The sequence below is a fragment of the Streptomyces graminofaciens genome (genome assembly GCF_030294945.1).
Taxonomy (GTDB): Bacteria; Actinomycetota; Actinomycetes; order Streptomycetales; family Streptomycetaceae; genus Streptomyces; species Streptomyces graminofaciens.
Genome location: NZ_AP018448.1, coordinates 9533938 through 9548798, shown reverse-complemented (window position 1 = coordinate 9548798; position 14861 = coordinate 9533938). Strand labels below are relative to the sequence as shown.

General features: G+C 71.1%; 11 protein-coding genes. 6 read left to right on the top strand and 5 right to left on the bottom strand.

Going from position 1 to position 14861, the window contains the following annotated elements; all coding sequences use genetic code 11:
* The first annotated feature begins 4 nt into the window (after nucleotides 1–4).
* Genes SGFS_RS42000 through SGFS_RS41990 form a run of 3 tightly spaced genes read left to right on the top strand, consistent with a single transcriptional unit; the run spans nucleotide 5 to nucleotide 2438 of the window.
* Nucleotides 5–736 carry a CoA-transferase subunit beta gene (locus SGFS_RS42000; protein ID WP_286257585.1) on the top strand — a complete coding sequence of 244 codons (732 nt, stop codon included), beginning with the start codon at nucleotides 5–7 and terminating at the stop codon, nucleotides 734–736.
* Complete coding sequence (locus SGFS_RS41995) at nucleotides 736–1800, top strand: NAD(P)H-dependent flavin oxidoreductase (RefSeq protein WP_286257584.1); 1065 nt, start codon at nucleotides 736–738, stop codon at nucleotides 1798–1800. Before SGFS_RS42000 ends, SGFS_RS41995 begins: the two co-directional genes overlap by 1 nt.
* Entirely contained in the window at nucleotides 1797–2438 is a 642-nt protein-coding gene (locus SGFS_RS41990; RefSeq protein WP_286257582.1) for an SIMPL domain-containing protein, read from the top strand. Before SGFS_RS41995 ends, SGFS_RS41990 begins: the two co-directional genes overlap by 4 nt.
* A gap of 27 nt (nucleotides 2439–2465) precedes the next feature.
* On the opposite strand, the gene SGFS_RS41985 is transcribed toward SGFS_RS41990, so the two are convergent.
* The 3 genes from SGFS_RS41985 to SGFS_RS41975 all read right to left on the bottom strand — a co-directional run bounded on the left by SGFS_RS41985 (nucleotide 2466) and on the right by SGFS_RS41975 (nucleotide 5143).
* Entirely contained in the window at nucleotides 2466–3623 is a 1158-nt protein-coding gene (locus SGFS_RS41985) for an acetyl-CoA C-acetyltransferase (protein ID WP_286257580.1), read from the bottom strand.
* Between the two features lie 23 nt (nucleotides 3624–3646).
* Entirely contained in the window at nucleotides 3647–4261 is a 615-nt protein-coding gene (locus SGFS_RS41980) for a TetR/AcrR family transcriptional regulator (protein WP_434028240.1), read from the bottom strand.
* A 93-nt stretch (nucleotides 4262–4354) separates the two neighbouring features.
* Nucleotides 4355–5143 (bottom strand): SDR family oxidoreductase, encoded by a 789-nt coding sequence (locus SGFS_RS41975; protein WP_286257579.1) that lies wholly within the window; start codon nucleotides 5141–5143, stop codon nucleotides 4355–4357.
* 48 nt (nucleotides 5144–5191) lie between these two features.
* Between SGFS_RS41975 and SGFS_RS41970 the strand changes: the two genes are divergently transcribed.
* The 3 genes from SGFS_RS41970 to SGFS_RS41960 all read left to right on the top strand — a co-directional run bounded on the left by SGFS_RS41970 (nucleotide 5192) and on the right by SGFS_RS41960 (nucleotide 8496).
* Nucleotides 5192–6331, top strand: a complete 1140-nt coding sequence (locus SGFS_RS41970; RefSeq protein WP_286257578.1) for an acyl-CoA dehydrogenase family protein — start codon at nucleotides 5192–5194, stop codon at nucleotides 6329–6331.
* Entirely contained in the window at nucleotides 6331–7299 is a 969-nt protein-coding gene (locus SGFS_RS41965) for an acyl-CoA dehydrogenase family protein (RefSeq protein ID WP_286257577.1), read from the top strand. The genes SGFS_RS41970 and SGFS_RS41965 overlap by 1 nt, the downstream gene beginning before the upstream one ends.
* A gap of 267 nt (nucleotides 7300–7566) precedes the next feature.
* The gene (locus SGFS_RS41960; RefSeq protein WP_286257576.1) at nucleotides 7567–8496 is read left to right on the top strand and encodes a rhomboid family intramembrane serine protease; all 930 of its coding nucleotides are present in this window, start codon (nucleotides 7567–7569) and stop codon (nucleotides 8494–8496) included.
* 161 nt (nucleotides 8497–8657) lie between these two features.
* Here the strand turns inward: SGFS_RS41960 and SGFS_RS41955 are convergent, their stop codons facing one another.
* Together SGFS_RS41955 and gltB are read right to left on the bottom strand one after the other, a co-directional pair.
* Entirely contained in the window at nucleotides 8658–10118 is a 1461-nt protein-coding gene (locus SGFS_RS41955; protein ID WP_286257575.1) for a glutamate synthase subunit beta, read from the bottom strand.
* Nucleotides 10111–14706, bottom strand: a complete 4596-nt coding sequence (gene gltB / locus SGFS_RS41950) for a glutamate synthase large subunit (RefSeq protein WP_286260325.1) — start codon at nucleotides 14704–14706, stop codon at nucleotides 10111–10113. The genes SGFS_RS41955 and gltB overlap by 8 nt, the downstream gene beginning before the upstream one ends.
* Between the last annotated feature and the right edge of the window lie 155 nt (nucleotides 14707–14861).

Below are 14861 nucleotides of genomic sequence, written 5' to 3'. Positions count from 1 at the left end.
TGGCGTGAGTGGCGTCACGCGCGCCGAGTACTGCGTGGTGGCCTGTGCCGAGGCGTGGCGGGACGGCGGGGAGATCCTGGCGAGCCCCATGGGTCTGATCCCGTCGCTGGGCGCGCGGCTCGCCAAGCGGACCTTCGCCCCGGATCTGCTGCTCACCGACGGCGAGGCGCTGCTCGTCGGCCTCGACGGGACACCTGAGGGCTGGCTGCCGTACCGACAGCATCTCACCCTGGTCACAAGCGGGCGGCGGCACGTGATGATGGGCGCGAGCCAGATCGACCGGTACGGCAACCAGAACATCTCGTGCATCGGCGACTGGGCGCAGCCGAAGCGGCAACTGCTCGGGGTGCGGGGCGCGCCGGTCAACACTCTGAACAATCCGACCAGTTACTGGGTACCGAGGCACTCCCGGCGGGTGTTCGTCGAGAAGGTCGACATGGTGTGCGGGGTGGGCTACGACCGTGCCGCCGAGCATCCCGGGACCGCCCGCTTCCACCGCATCCCCTGTGTGGTGTCCGACCTCGGGGTGTTCGACTTCGCCGGCCCCGACCGCACGATGCGGCTGGCCTCCCTGCACCCGGGCGTCACGGTCGGCCAGGTCGAGGAGGCGACCGGTTTCGATCTCGCCGTCCCGGACGAGGTGCCGTACACGCGAGAGCCGACGGCCGAGGAGCTGCGGCTGATCCGTGAGGTGATCGATCCGGCGGGCGCCCGGGGCCGGGAGGTCCAGGGCTGATGGACACCGCCCTCACCCGGCTCGTGGGCGTCCGCCATCCGATCGTGCAGACCGGCATGGGCTGGGTCGCGGGGCCCCGCCTGGTCTCCGCCACGGCGAACGCCGGCGCCCTCGGCATCCTGGCGTCCGCGACCATGACACCCGCCCAGCTGCGGGACGCCGTACGGGAGGTGAGGTCGCGGACGGACGCGCCGTTCGGGGTCAATCTGCGGGCGGACGCGGCCGATGCCCGTGAGCGCGTCCGGATCATCGTCGAGGAGGGCGTGCGTGTGGCGTCCTTCGCGCTCGCCCCGTCCAGGGAGCTGATCGCCGAGCTGAAGGACGCGGGTGTGGTCGTCGTCCCGTCCGTCGGCGCCCGGCGGCACGCCGAGAAGGTGGCCGGGTGGGGTGCGGACGCGGTGATCGTGCAGGGCGGTGAGGGCGGCGGGCACACCGGGGAGGTGGCGACGACCGTACTGCTGCCGCAGGTCGTGGACGCCGTCGACATACCGGTGGTGGCGGCGGGCGGCTTCTTCGACGGGCGGGGCCTGGTCGCGGCGCTGGCGTACGGGGCGGCGGGCGTCGCCATGGGTACGCGGTTTCTGCTGACCTCGGACTCGACCGTGCCGGAGGCGGTGAAGGCCGAGTATCTGGCGGCCACGGTCAAGGACGTCACGGTGACGCGGGCGGTGGACGGGCTGCCGCACCGCATGCTGCGTACGGAGTTCGTGAACGCCCTGGAGGCGGCCGGCCGCACACGCGCGCTGCTGCACGCCGTGCGCCGGGCGGCGGGCTTCCGCCGGCTGTTCGGGCTGACCTGGGGTCGTATGGTCCGCGACGGGCTCGCCATGCGGCACGGCAAGGACCTCACCTGGAGCCAGGTGCTGCTCGCCGCCAACACGCCCATGCTGCTCAGGTCGGCGATGGTGGACGGCCGTACGGATCTGGGGGTCATGGCCTCCGGGCAGGTCGCCGGGGTGATCGACGACCTGCCGTCGTGCGCGGAGCTGGTGGAGCGGGTAATGGCCGAGGCTGTGGAAATCGTCGGCGCGTTGTCGGCGGGCGGTGCTTCAATGCGCGCATGACGGAGACGATCAACGAGCCCTGGGGGCTCAGTGTTCTTGGTGCGGGCAGTGTGCGTGTGGAGCCGCAGCTGGTACGGGTGAAGCTGACGGTGGACGTGCTGGAGCCCTTGCCGGACAAGGCGTTCCAGGAGGCGGGCGCCTCGGTGGCACGGCTGCGCGAGGTGCTGCGCGGGCACGGCATACCCGACGCGTCGGTGTCCGGCTCCCGGCTCAAACTCAGCTCGGACCACGACGGTTACGGCGGTGACCGCAAGTTCCTCGGCTACCGCTGCCGTGCCTCGTACGTCATCGAGACGGAGGCGCTCGACGACCTTCAGCAGCTGATCGTGGACGCCGTCGAGGCCGGGGCGCACCAGATCGACAGCGTGGAGTTCGACGTACGGGACAAGCCCGCGCTGCGGGACGAGGCGCGCCGCAGTGCGGTGGCGGCCGCCCGCCGCAAGGCCGAGGTCTATGCGGAGGCGGCGGGCGTGCCGCTCGGCGCGGTGATCCACATCCAGGACGTGGACGCGGAGTCGTACCAGTTCCGCCAGCACCGGGGGCACGGCGGCGGGGGCGGCAGCTCGTCCGGCGATCTCGCGCCCGGCATGGTGGAGGTGTCCGCGGGTGTGGTGCTGGGCTTCTCGCTGAGCCGCTGACCGGAGGGCGCTGACCGGAGCCGCTGACTAGAGCCGCTCGATGATCGTCACGTTGGCCTGCCCCCCGCCCTCGCACATGGTCTGGAGCCCGAACCGGCCCCCCGTGCGCTCCAGTTCGTGCAGCAGCGTCGTCATCAGCTTGACGCCGGTCGCGCCCAGGGGGTGGCCGAGGGCGATCGCGCCGCCGTTGACGTTGACCTTCTCCGGGTCCGCGCCCGTCTCCTTCAGCCAGGCCAGGACGACCGGGGCGAAGGCCTCGTTGATCTCGACGAGGTCGATGTCGTCGAGGGAGAGGCCGGTCTTCTTCAGGGCGTGGGCGGTGGCGGGTATGGGGGCCGTCAGCATGCGGATGGGGTCCTCACCGCGTACGGAGAGGTGGTGGACGCGGGCGCGCGGGGTCAGCCCGTGTTCCCGGACCGCTCGTTCCGAGGCGAGCAGCATCGCGGCCGCGCCGTCGGAGACCTGGGAGGAGCAGGCGGCGGTGACGGTGCCGCCGTCGATGACCGGCTTCAGGGCGGCCATCTTCTCCAGTGTGGTGTCCCGGCGCGGTCCCTCGTCGGCCGTGATCTCCCCGTACGGCACGGTCTCGCGCGCGAAGCGGCCCTCGTCGACCGCCCGTACCGCCCGCTGGTGGGACCTGAGCGCGAACTCCTCCTGGTCGCGGCGGGCTATGCCCCACTTGGCGGCGATCATCTCGGCGCCGGCGAACTGGTTCACGGGCCGGTTGCCGTACCGGGCGCGCCAGCCCTCGCTGCCCGCGAAGGGGCCCTCGGTGAGGCCGAGCGGGACGGCGGCCTGGCGGGAGGCGTAGGCGATGGGAATCATGGACATGTTCTGGACGCCGCCCGCGACGACCAGGTCCTGGGTACCGGAGAGCACCGCCTGGGCGGCGAAGTGCACGGCCTGCTGCGAGGAGCCGCACTGCCGGTCGACGGTCGTGCCCGGCACCTCCTCGGGCAGCCCGGCGGCCAGCCAGCTGGTGCGCGCGATGTCCCCGGCCTGCGGCCCCACCGCGTCCAGGCAGCCGAAGACGACGTCCTCGACGGCGGCCGGATCGATGCCCGCGCGCGCCACGAGCGCGCCCAGCACATGGGCCCCGAGGTCGGCCGGATGGACCGCGCTCAGTCCTCCCCCGCGCCGCCCGACGGGCGTACGGACCGCTTCGACGATGTATGCCTCGGCCATGCCAACTCCCTCGCATCAAAGGGCTATTCGCGTACGGCGATCCCGTCCAGCACCATCGACAGGTACTGCCGGGCGATCTCCTCCGGGCTGTGCTGTCCGCCGGGCCGGTACCAGGAGGCGGCGACCCACACGGTGTCGCGGACGAAGCGGTAGGTGAGCCTCATGTCGAGGTCGGCCCGGAAGACCCGGGCGGCGACCCCGCGCTCCAGCGTGGACAGCCATGCCTTCTCGAACCTGCGCTGCGACTCGACGAGAAAGCCGAACCGCTCCTGCGCGACGAGCTGCTTGCTCTCCTTCTGGTAGATCGCGACGGCGGCGCGGTGCCGGTCGATCTCCCGGAACGACTCGGTGACCAGGGCCCGCAAAGTCTCCCGGGGGCCCAGTTGGGCGTCGAGGACGGTGTCGTAGCCCTCCCAGAGCTCGTCGAGGAAGGTCCGCAGGATCTCCTCCAGCATCGATTCCTTGGAGTCGAAGTGGTAGTAGAGGCTGCCGGCGAGCATGCCCGCGTGGTCCGCGATCTTGCGCACGGTGGTGGCGTTGTAGCCCTGCTCGGCGAAGACCTCGGCGGCGGTGTCGAGGAGTTCACGACGCCGGGCCGGGGCGGCCCCCACGGGCGCGGGCTTCTTCGGGGCGGTCACCGGGGCCTGTTTCGCCGTAGTCGCCGGGGGCTTCGCGGCAGCGGTCGCCGGGGGCTTCTTCTTGATAGGCACACGCACATTCTCGCCCCCGCCTCAGGCCCGCTGGCTGCTGACCGACACGGTCTCGCCGGTCATGTACGAGGAGTAGTCCGACGCGAGGAACACGATCACGTTGGCCACCTCCCAGGGCTCGGCGTACCGCCCGAAGGCCTCGCGTGCGGTCAGCTCCTCCAGCAGCTCGGCGGTCGTCACCTTCACGAGGTGCGGATGCATGGCGAGGCTCGGCGAGACGGCGTTGACCCGCACCCCGAACTCGGCGGCCTCCACCGCCGCACACCGGGTCAGCGCCATCACGCCCGCCTTCGCGGCGGCGTAGTGCGCCTGGCCTGGCTGGGCGCGCCAGCCGACGACCGAGGCGTTGTTGACGACGACCCCGCCGCCGCTCTCCTTCATCAGCCGCAGGGCCGCGCGGGTGCACCGGAAGGTGCCGTTGAGGGTGACGTCCAGGACGTGGGTCCACTGGTCGTCGGTCATGTCGACGAGGGGTGCGGTGCCGCCGAGCCCGGCGTTGTTGACGACGATGTCGAGGCGGCCGTGCAGCCGTACGGCCGTGTCGAAGAGTGCCCGCACCTGCCCCTCGTCGGTGACGTCGCACGGCAGCGCGGCGACGGCGTCCGGGGTGAACGCCCCGGCCAGCTCGGCCTCGTACTCCTTGAGGCGGCGGGCGTGGGCGTCGCTGATGAGGACGCGGGCGCCCTCCTCCAGGAAGCGCCGCGCGGTCGCTCCACCGATGCCCGCGCCGGCCGCCGCGGTGACGACGGCGGTGCGTCCGCGGAGCAGGCCGTGCCCGGGAACGTACGCCGGACCCTCGACGTTCTTCATGACGGCAAGCTAACCTACCAAACACTTGTTAGGGAAGGGAGGACGACCGTGGACCTCACCCACTCCCCCGCCGACGAGGCGTTCCGCGCCGAGGCCCGGGACTGGCTGCGCACCCATGTCCCACCCGAGCCGCTCCCCTCCCTGGAGACCGAGGAGGGCTTCGCGGCCCATCGCGCCTGGGAGGCGGAGCTGTCCGCGGACCGCTGGTCGGTGGTGAACTGGCCGGAGGAGTACGGCGGCCGGGACGCGGGCCTGCTGCGCTGGCTGCTGTTCGAGGAGGAGTACTACGCGGCGGGCGCCCCGGGCCGGGTCGGTCAGAACGGCGTCAGCCTCCTCGCCCCGACCCTGTTCGACCACGGCACGCGGGAGCAGCGGGCGCGGGTGCTGCCGCCCATGGCCCGCGGCGAGGTGATCTGGGCCCAGGCCTGGTCGGAGCCCGAGGCCGGCTCGGACCTCGCCGCGCTCCGGTCCGGAGCGGTCCGTACGGACGGCGGCTGGCTGCTGAGCGGCCAGAAGACCTGGTCGTCGCGCGCGGCCTTCGCGGACCGCGCCTTCGGACTGTTCCGCAGCGAGCCGAACGCGCCGAGACCCCATCAGGGGCTGACGTACGTCATGTTCGATCTGCGCGCCCCCGGTGTCACGGTCCGCCCCATAGGCCGCCTCGACGGCAAGCCTGCCTTCGCGGAGCTGTTCCTGGACGAGGTGTTCGTGCCGGACGAGGACGTGATCGGCGAGCCGGGGCAGGGCTGGCGGATCGCGATGTCGACGGCGGGCAACGAACGCGGCCTGATGCTCCGCTCCCCCGGCCGTTTCCTGGCCTCCGCCGACCGGCTGCTCGGCCTCTGGGAGGCGCGGGGCGGCCCGGTGTCCGAGCGCGACCGGGTCGCCGACGCGCTGATGGGTGCCCGCGCGTACCAGCTGTTCACCTATGCGGCGGCCTCGCGTTTCCTGGAGGGCTCGTCGGTCGGCCCTGAGTCCAGCCTGAACAAGGTCTTCTGGTCGGAGTACGACATCGCGCTGCACGAGACGGCGCTCGATCTCCTCGGCGAGGAGGGCGAGTCGACGGACACCGCGTGGGCGGAGGGTTACGTCTTCGCCCTTGCCGGCCCCATCTACGCGGGCACGAACGAGATCCAGCGGGACATCATCGCCGAGCGTCTGCTGGGGCTGCCGAAGGGGCGTCGCTGATGCGTTTCCTCCTGGACACCGAACAGCGGGCGTTCACCGAGTCGCTGGACGCGCTGCTGAGGGCCGCCGACACACCGTCGGTCGTACGGGACTGGGGGCGGGGCGAGCATGCGGCCGGGCGTGCGCTGTGGTCCCGTATCGCGCGGGCCGGGGTGTTCGCGCTCGCCGTTCCGGAGGCGTACGAAGGGGTGGGCCCCCTGCCCGTCGAACTCGCCGCAGCCTTTGTGGAGCTGGGCAGACACGCCGTGCCGGGCCCGCTGGCGGAGACGGTCGCGGCGGCGGTGCTCCTCGCGGGACTGGACGACCCGGGCCCTGCGAAGCGCCTGCTGCCGGCGCTGGTGTCCGGGGAGGCCATGGCCACGCTCGCGGGCCCGGGGTCGTACGCGTTGGACGGGGACGCGGCGACGACCCTGCTGTCGTACGACGGGGGCGAGCTGCGGCTGGCCCCCGGCCACGGCCCGATCCGCCCCTCCCTGGACCCGGCCCGCCGCCTGACCCCCCTCGCAGCCGGGGGTGAACGCCTCGCCACGGACCCGCCCCTCGCCACCGCCCTCACCTGGGCGCGGCTCGCGGTCGCCGCCCAGGCTCTGGGTGTCGGCCTGGCCCTCCTCGACCGCACGGTGGCGTACGTCAAGCAGCGCACCCAGTTCGGGGTGCCCGTAGGCTCGTTCCAGGCGGTGAAGCACCGCCTGGCCGACGCCAAGGTGGCGCTGGAGTTCGCGCGTCCGCTGGTGCTCGGGGCTGCGCTCACCCTGGCCCCGGCCGACGTGGCCGCCGCGAAGGTCACGGCCTGCGAGGCGGCGTACGGGACGGCCCGCACGGCGCTGCAACTGCACGGCGCGATCGGCTACACGGCGGAGTACGACCTGTCGCTGTGGCTGACCAAGGCGCGGGCCCTGCGGACGGCGTGGGGCAGCCCGGGCGAGTGCCGGGCCGAGGTCGTCAGTGGCGGCCCCCGCCGTCGGTGACCTGCCTGTACTCCTGGCACCCTGCGCGAAGCGGATGCCGGTGCCGGAGAGCAGGTCGTTCGGCGCGGTAACCGGTCAAAGCGGTTACCACGCCGAGCAGGAGCCGACCAGGAGCCGAGCAGGAGCTTGGCCCAGCCGAGCCAGTCGGCCTCGCGCGCTTCTCCTGCACCAGGCCACCGCCCACCCACTCCCACCGGTTCGCTATTTTGTTCGCCGTCGCCCTCACCGGCTCACCGTCAACCCCGTACTTCCGAGAAGGAGCCGGCCGTGGAACCCGAGTCCCCCGGAACCCCCGAGTCCGCCGTCACGTCCTGCTACCGCCACCCGAAGGTGGAGTCGTACGTCCGCTGCACCCGCTGTGACCGGTTCATCTGCCCGGACTGCATGCACGCGGCGTCCGTGGGCCACCAGTGCCCCGAGTGCGTGAAGGAGGGCGTGCGGAGCGTACGGCAGGCCCGTACGGCCTTCGGTGGCCGGATCTCGACGGTGCCGCTGGTCACGTACGTCCTGATCGGTCTCAACGTCCTCGCCTACCTGGGCGAGTTGGTGCGCCCGGAGATCGTGGACCGGTTCTCGATGCTCGGTCAGGGCCTGGTCGGCCCGGACGGCGGCCGCTATCTGTGGCAGGACTCGTACCCGGCCGACTTCAGCGCGGAGGGGGTGGCCCACGGCGAATGGGAGCGGCTCCTCACCGGTGCGTTCCTCCATCTCCCGCCCGTCGGCGGCGGTTTCGGCATCCTCCACATCGTGATGAACATGCTGACGCTGTGGAACGTCGGCAGGATCGTGGAATCCCAGCTGGGCCGCGCCCGCTACCTGGCCCTCTATCTGCTGTCGGCCCTGGGCGGCTCGGTCCTCGTCCTGCTGCTCGCCCCCGACACGACCACGGTCGGCGCCTCCGGCGCGATCTTCGGCATCAGCACCGCGTACTACGTCCTGGCCCGCCGCCTGGGCGCCGACCCCCGCGCGGTCAACCGCTTCATGGCGGGGCTGCTGCTGTGGCTGGTCATCTCGGCGGCGGTCACGTCCTGGCAGGGCCACCTGGGCGGCCTGCTGACGGGCGGGCTGGTGGCACTGGCCTTCGCGTACGCGCCCAGGGACCGGTGGAGGGCGCTGGTGCAGGCGGGGGTCTGTGTGCTGGTGCTGGGGTTGTTGGTGGTGTTGGTGGTGGGCAAGGTTTCGGCGTTGACGGGCTGACGACCGAGGATTCTCGTCCCGCCGCCCGCCGGCAGAAACCCACCGGCACCCGAACATGCGGCGGCGCCTGCCCAGTCGTCCGGTCGGGGACTGGCGGGCAGGCGCCGTCTGTGTTCCGTACGCCGTTGTACGGGACGTCTTTTGCTGAACCGTCAGCCGGTTCAGACCATCAGCGAACGGTCCGTCGGACGGATCGGCGCCGGCAGCTCGCTCGCGCCGGTCAGGAAGCGGTCGCAGCCGCGGGCGGCCGAGCGGCCCTCCGCGATCGCCCAGACGATGAGCGACTGGCCGCGGCCGGCATCGCCCGCCACGAACACACCCCGCACATTGGTCTGGAAGTCGGCGTCACGGGCGATGTTGCCGCGCTCGTCCAGCTCCAGGCCGAACTGCTCGACCAGACCGTTCTCACGGTCGGTGCCCGTGAAGCCCATCGCCAGCGTGACCAGCTGGGCGGGGATCTTGCGCTCCGTGCCCGGCTTCGGCGTCAGCTTGCCGTCGATGAACTCGACCTCGGTGAGGTGCAGGAACTGGACGTTGCCGTCCTCGTCACCCTCGAAGTGGGTCGTCGAGACGGAGTAGACCCGCTCGCCGCCCTCCTCGTGCGCCGACGTGACCTTGTACAGCATCGGGAAGGTCGGCCACGGCTGCGAGGCGTTCCGGTCCTCGCTCGGGCGGGGCATGATCTCCAGCTGCGTCACGGAGGCCGCGCCCTGGCGGTGGGCCGTGCCCACGCAGTCAGCGCCCGTGTCACCGCCGCCGATGACGACGACGTGCTTGCCCTCGGCCGTGATGGGGGGCGCCACGAAGTCGCCCTCCTGGACCTTGTTGGCCAGGGGCAGGTACTCCATGGCCTGGTGGATACCGGCCAGCTCGCGGCCGGGGACCGGCAGGTCACGGGCGGTGGTGGCGCCCGCGGCGATGACGACGGCGTCGTACCGCTTCTTCAGGTCCGTGGCCTTGAGGTCGCGGCCGATCTCGATGCCTGTACGGAAGCGGGTGCCCTCCGCGCGCATCTGCTCGATACGGCGGTTGATGTGCCGCTTCTCCATCTTGAACTCGGGGATGCCGTAGCGGAGCAGACCGCCGATGCGGTCCGCGCGCTCGTACACCGCGACCGTGTGGCCGGCCCGCGTCAGCTGCTGGGCGGCGGCCAGGCCCGCCGGGCCCGAGCCGATGACCGCGACGGTCTTGCCGGACAGGCGCTCCGGGATCTGCGGCGCGACATCGCCGCTGTCCCACGCCTTGTCGATGATCGAGACCTCGACGTTCTTGATGGTGACAGCCGGCTGGTTGATGCCGAGCACACACGCCGACTCGCACGGAGCGGGGCACAGGCGGCCCGTGAACTCCGGGAAGTTGTTCGTCGCGTGCAGCCGCTCCGACGCCGCCGCCCAGTCCTCGCGGTAGGCGTAGTCGTTCCACTCGGGGATCAGGTTCCCGAGCGGACAGCCGTTGTGACAGAACGGGATGCCGCAGTCCATGCAGCGCGACGCCTGCTTGCTGATGATCGGCAGCAGGGAGCCGGGGACGTAGACCTCGTTCCAGTCCTTCAGGCGTACGTCGACGGGGCGGGACTTGGCGACCTCGCGGCCGTGGTTCAAAAAGCCCTTCGGGTCAGCCATTGATCGCCGCCTCCATCATCTTCTCGGTGATCTCGGTCTCGGAGAGACCGGCCTGCTCGGCGGCGGCCTTGGCGGCGAGCACTGCCTTGTACGTGCTGGGGATGATCTTGCTGAAGCGCTCCACGGCCACGGGCCACTCGGCGAGCAGCTTCTCGGCGACCGTCGAGCCGGTCTCCTCGGCGTGGCGGCGCACCACGTCGTGCAGCCACTGCTTGTCGTCGTCGGACAGGGCCTCGACGGCGCCCACGTTGCCGACGTTGACGTTGTCGCGGTTCAGGTCGATGACGTACGCGATGCCGCCGGACATACCGGCCGCGAAGTTGCGACCCGTCTCGCCGAGGACGACCGCGTGGCCGCCGGTCATGTACTCGCAGCCGTGGTCGCCCACGCCCTCGGACACCACCAGGGCGCCGGAGTTGCGGACACAGAACCGCTCACCCGTACGACCGCGGAGGAAGAGCTCGCCGCCGGTCGCGCCGTAGGCGATGGTGTTGCCCGCGATCGTCGAGTACTCGGCGAGGTGGTCGGCGCCACGGTCGGGGCGGACGACGACGCGGCCGCCGGAGAGGCCCTTGCCGACGTAGTCGTTGGCGTCGCCCTCCAGGCGCAGCGTGACGCCGCGCGGGAGGAAGGCGCCGAAGGACTGGCCCGCCGAGCCGGTGAAGGTGATGTCGATGGTGTCGTCGGGCAGACCCGCCCCGCCGAACTTCTTCGTCACCTCGTGGCCGAGCATCGTGCCGACCGTGCGGTTGATGTTGCGGACCTTGACCTGGGCGCGCACCGGCTGGGCGTCGGTGGCGTCCGAGGCGGCGAGCGCGTCGGCGGCGAGCTTGATCAGCTCGTTGTCGAGCGCCTTCTCCAGACCGTGGTCCTGCTCGATGACCTGGTGGCGCACCGCGCCTTCGGCCAGCTCGGGCACGTGGAACAGGGGGGCCAGGTCGAGGCCCTGCGCCTTCCAGTGGCTGACCGCGCGGGTCACGTCGAGCATCTCGGCGTGGCCGACGGCCTCCTCGATGGTGCGGAAGCCCAGCTCGGCGAGGATCTCGCGGACCTCTTCGGCGATGAAGCGGAAGAAGTTCACGACGTACTCGGCCTTGCCGGCGAACCGGTCGCGGAGCGTCGGGTTCTGCGTGGCGATACCGACCGGGCAGGTGTCCAGGTGGCAGACGCGCATCATGACGCAGCCGGAGACGACGAGCGGCGCGGTCGCGAAACCGAACTCCTCGGCGCCGAGCAGCGCGGCGATGACGACGTCACGGCCGGTCTTCAGCTGGCCGTCGGTCTGGACGACGATGCGGTCGCGCAGGCCGTTCAGCAGCAGCGTCTGCTGGGTCTCGGCGAGACCGAGCTCCCAGGGACCGCCCGCGTGCTTCAGCGACGTCAGCGGCGAGGCGCCCGTACCACCGTCGTGGCCGGAGATGAGCACGACGTCCGCGTGTGCCTTGGACACACCCGCGGCGACCGTACCGACGCCGACCTCGGAGACCAGCTTGACGTGAATCCGCGCCTGCGGGTTCGCGTTCTTCAGGTCGTGGATCAGCTGGGCCAGGTCCTCGATGGAGTAGATGTCGTGGTGCGGCGGCGGGGAGATGAGGCCCACGCCCGGCGTCGAGTGACGCGTCTTGGCGACCCACGGGTACACCTTGTGGCCGGGCAGCTGACCGCCCTCACCGGGCTTGGCGCCCTGGGCCATCTTGATCTGGATGTCGTCCGCGTTGACCAGGTACTCGGAGGTCACACCGAAGCGGCCGGAGGCGACCTGCTTGATCGAGGAGCGACGCGCGGGGTCGTACAGACGCTCCGGGTCCTCGCCGCCCTCACCGGTGTTGGACTTGCCGCCCAGCTGGTTCATGGCGATGGCGAGCGTCTCGTGCGCCTCGCGGGAGATCGAGCCGTACGACATGGCGCCGGTCGAGAAGCGCTTGACGATCTCGGAGACCGACTCGACCTCGTCGATGGAGATCGAGGGACGGTCGGACTTGAAGCCGAACAGACCACGCAGCGTCATCAGCCGCTCGGACTGCTCGTTCACGCGCTCGGTGTACTTCTTGAAGATGTCGTAGCGGGCCGAGCGCGTCGAGTGCTGGAGGCGGAAGACCGTCTCCGGGTCGAACAGGTGGGGCTCGCCCTCGCGGCGCCACTGGTACTCGCCGCCTATGTCCAGGGCCCGGTGGGCGGGCGCGATGCCGCTGGCCGGGTACGCCTTGGCGTGGCGGGCGGCGACCTCCTTGGCAACAACGTCGATGCCGACGCCACCGATCTTGGTTGCCGTGCCGTTGAAGTACTTCTCGACGAACTCGTCCGCGAGGCCGACGGCCTCGAAGACCTGGGCGCCGCGGTAGGAGGCGACCGTGGAGATGCCCATCTTGGACATGACCTTCAGGACGCCCTTGCCGAGGGCGTAGATCAGGTTGCGGATGGCCTGCTCGGGCTCGATGTCGGAGAGGAACGTTCCGGCGCGGACGAGGTCCTCGACGGACTCCATCGCCAGGTACGGGTTGACGGCCGCGGCGCCGAAGCCGATGAGCAGGGCGACGTGGTGGACCTCGCGGACGTCACCGGCCTCGACCACCAGGCCCACGTGGGTGCGCTGCTTGGTGCGGATGAGGTGGTGGTGGACGGCTGCGGTGAGCAGCAGCGACGGGATCGGCGCGTGCTCGGCGTCCGAGTGGCGGTCGGAGAGGACGATCAGCCGGGCGCCGTTGTCGATGGCTGCGTCGGCCTCGGCGCAGATCTCCTCGATACGGGCGGCCAGTGCCTCGCCGCCACCGCTCACCCGGTACAGGCCGGACAGCGTGGCGGCCTTCATACCGGGCATGTCGCCGTCGGCGTTGATGTGGATGAGCTTGGCCAGCTCGTCGTTGTCGATCACCGGGAAGGGCAGGGTGACGCTGCGGCACGACGCGGCGGTCGGCTCCAGGAGGTTGCCCTGCGGGCCCAGCGAGGAGCGCAGCGAGGTGACCAGCTCTTCGCGGATCGCGTCCAGCGGCGGGTTGGTGACCTGCGCGAACAGCTGGGTGAAGTAGTCGAACAGCAGGCGCGGGCGGGAGGACAGCGCGGCGATCGGCGAGTCCGTGCCCATGGAACCGATGGGCTCGGCGCCGGCCTTGGCCATCGGCGCGAGGAGGACGCGCAGCTCCTCCTCGGTGTAGCCGAAGGTCTGCTGGCGGCGGGTGACCGAGGCGTGGGTGTGCACGATGTGCTCACGCTCGGGCAGGTCGGAGAGCTCGATCTCGCCGGCCTCCAGCCACTCCGCGTACGGGTTCTCCGCGGCGAGCTGGGCCTTGATCTCGTCGTCCTCGATGATGCGGTGCTCGACGGTGTCGACGAGGAACATCCTGCCGGGCTGCAGGCGGCCCTTGCGGACGACCTTGGAGGGCTCGATGTCGAGAACGCCGACCTCGGAGCCGAGGACGACGAGGCCGTCGTCGGTGACCCAGTAGCGGCCGGGGCGCAGGCCGTTGCGGTCGAGGACCGCGCCGACCTGCTTGCCGTCGGTGAAGGTGACACAGGCCGGGCCGTCCCAGGGCTCCATCATCGTGGAGTGGAACTGGTAGAAGGCGCGCCGCGTCGGGTCCATCGAGTCGTGGTTCTCCCACGCCTCGGGGATCATCATCAGCACGGAGTGCGGCAGGGAGCGGCCGCCGAGGTGGAGCAGTTCCAGGACCTCGTCGAAGGACGCCGAGTCGGAGGCCTCCGGCGTACAGATCGGGAAGATCCGCTCCAGCTTGTCCGCCGGGCCGAACAGGTCGGAGACCAGCTGGGACTCGCGGGCCACCATCCAGTTGCGGTTGCCCTTGACCGTGTTGATCTCGCCGTTGTGCGCGACGAAGCGGTACGGGTGGGCGAGCGGCCAGCTCGGGAAGGTGTTCGTGGAGAACCGGGAGTGCACGAGCGCGATCGCGGAGGCGAAGCGGCGGTCGGACAGGTCCGGGAAGAAGGGCTCCAGCTGGCCGGTGGTCAGCATGCCCTTGTAGACGATCGTCCGCGCGGACAGCGAGGGGAAGTAGACGTCGACCTCACGCTCGGCGCGCTTGCGCAGCACGAAGCTCTTGCGGTCGAGGTCGATGTCCTTCGAGGTGCCGTCGGTGACGAAGACCTGGCGGAAGGAGGGCATCGTCGAGCGGGCCGTGGCCCCGAGGAGCTCGGGGGCGACGGGCACCTCGCGCCAGCCGAGGACGGTCAGGCCCTCCTCGGCGGCGATGGCCTCGATGCGCGCGGCCGCGTCGTCGACGCCCTGCTCGGGCAGGAAGGCGATGCCGACGGCGTACGAGCCGGCCTCGGGCAGTTCGAATCCGGCCACCTCGCGGAAGAAGGCGTCGGGGACCTGCGAGAGGATGCCGGCGCCGTCACCGGAGTCGGGCTCGGAACCGGTGGCGCCGCGGTGCTCCAGGTTGCGCAGAACCGTGAGCGCCTGCTCGACCAGCGCATGGCTCGCCTCGCCGGTGAGGGTGGCCACGAAGCCGACGCCACAGGCGTCGCGCTCGTTGCGGGGGTCGTACATACCCTGCGCAGCAGGGCGAGCATCCATGAAGGACCACTTCTGGCCATTCGCGGAGTGCTGGGACGGCTGGCGCGGCGTACGCATCGGCTCTCCCGTCGTCGTCATCTGGCATATGCAATTGCCGAGGGACGACGCTGGCCCTCTGCGCGGAGTGCAAAATTTCGTGCAGGTTACATGATGGAGCGATTCTCGGGAACCGGGATAGTTCGTTCCATCATGCGGACATCGCGACATGCCGC

Bases quoted from the DNA above. Each gene is read 5' to 3' on its own strand.
- SGFS_RS41995 (WP_286257584.1), top strand. From the start codon at position 736: ATGGACACCGCCCTCACCCGGCTCGTGGGCGTCCGCCATCCGATCGTG.
- SGFS_RS41990 (WP_286257582.1), top strand. From the start codon at position 1,797: ATGACGGAGACGATCAACGAGCCCTGGGGGCTCAGTGTTCTTGGTGCG.
- SGFS_RS41985 (WP_286257580.1), bottom strand. From the start codon at position 3,623: ATGGCCGAGGCATACATCGTCGAAGCGGTCCGTACGCCCGTCGGGCGG.
- SGFS_RS41975 (WP_286257579.1), bottom strand. From the start codon at position 5,143: ATGAAGAACGTCGAGGGTCCGGCGTACGTTCCCGGGCACGGCCTGCTC.
- SGFS_RS41965 (WP_286257577.1), top strand. From the start codon at position 6,331: ATGCGTTTCCTCCTGGACACCGAACAGCGGGCGTTCACCGAGTCGCTG.
- SGFS_RS41955 (WP_286257575.1), bottom strand. From the start codon at position 10,118: ATGGCTGACCCGAAGGGCTTTTTGAACCACGGCCGCGAGGTCGCCAAG.
- gltB (WP_286260325.1), bottom strand. From the start codon at position 14,706: ATGCGTACGCCGCGCCAGCCGTCCCAGCACTCCGCGAATGGCCAGAAG.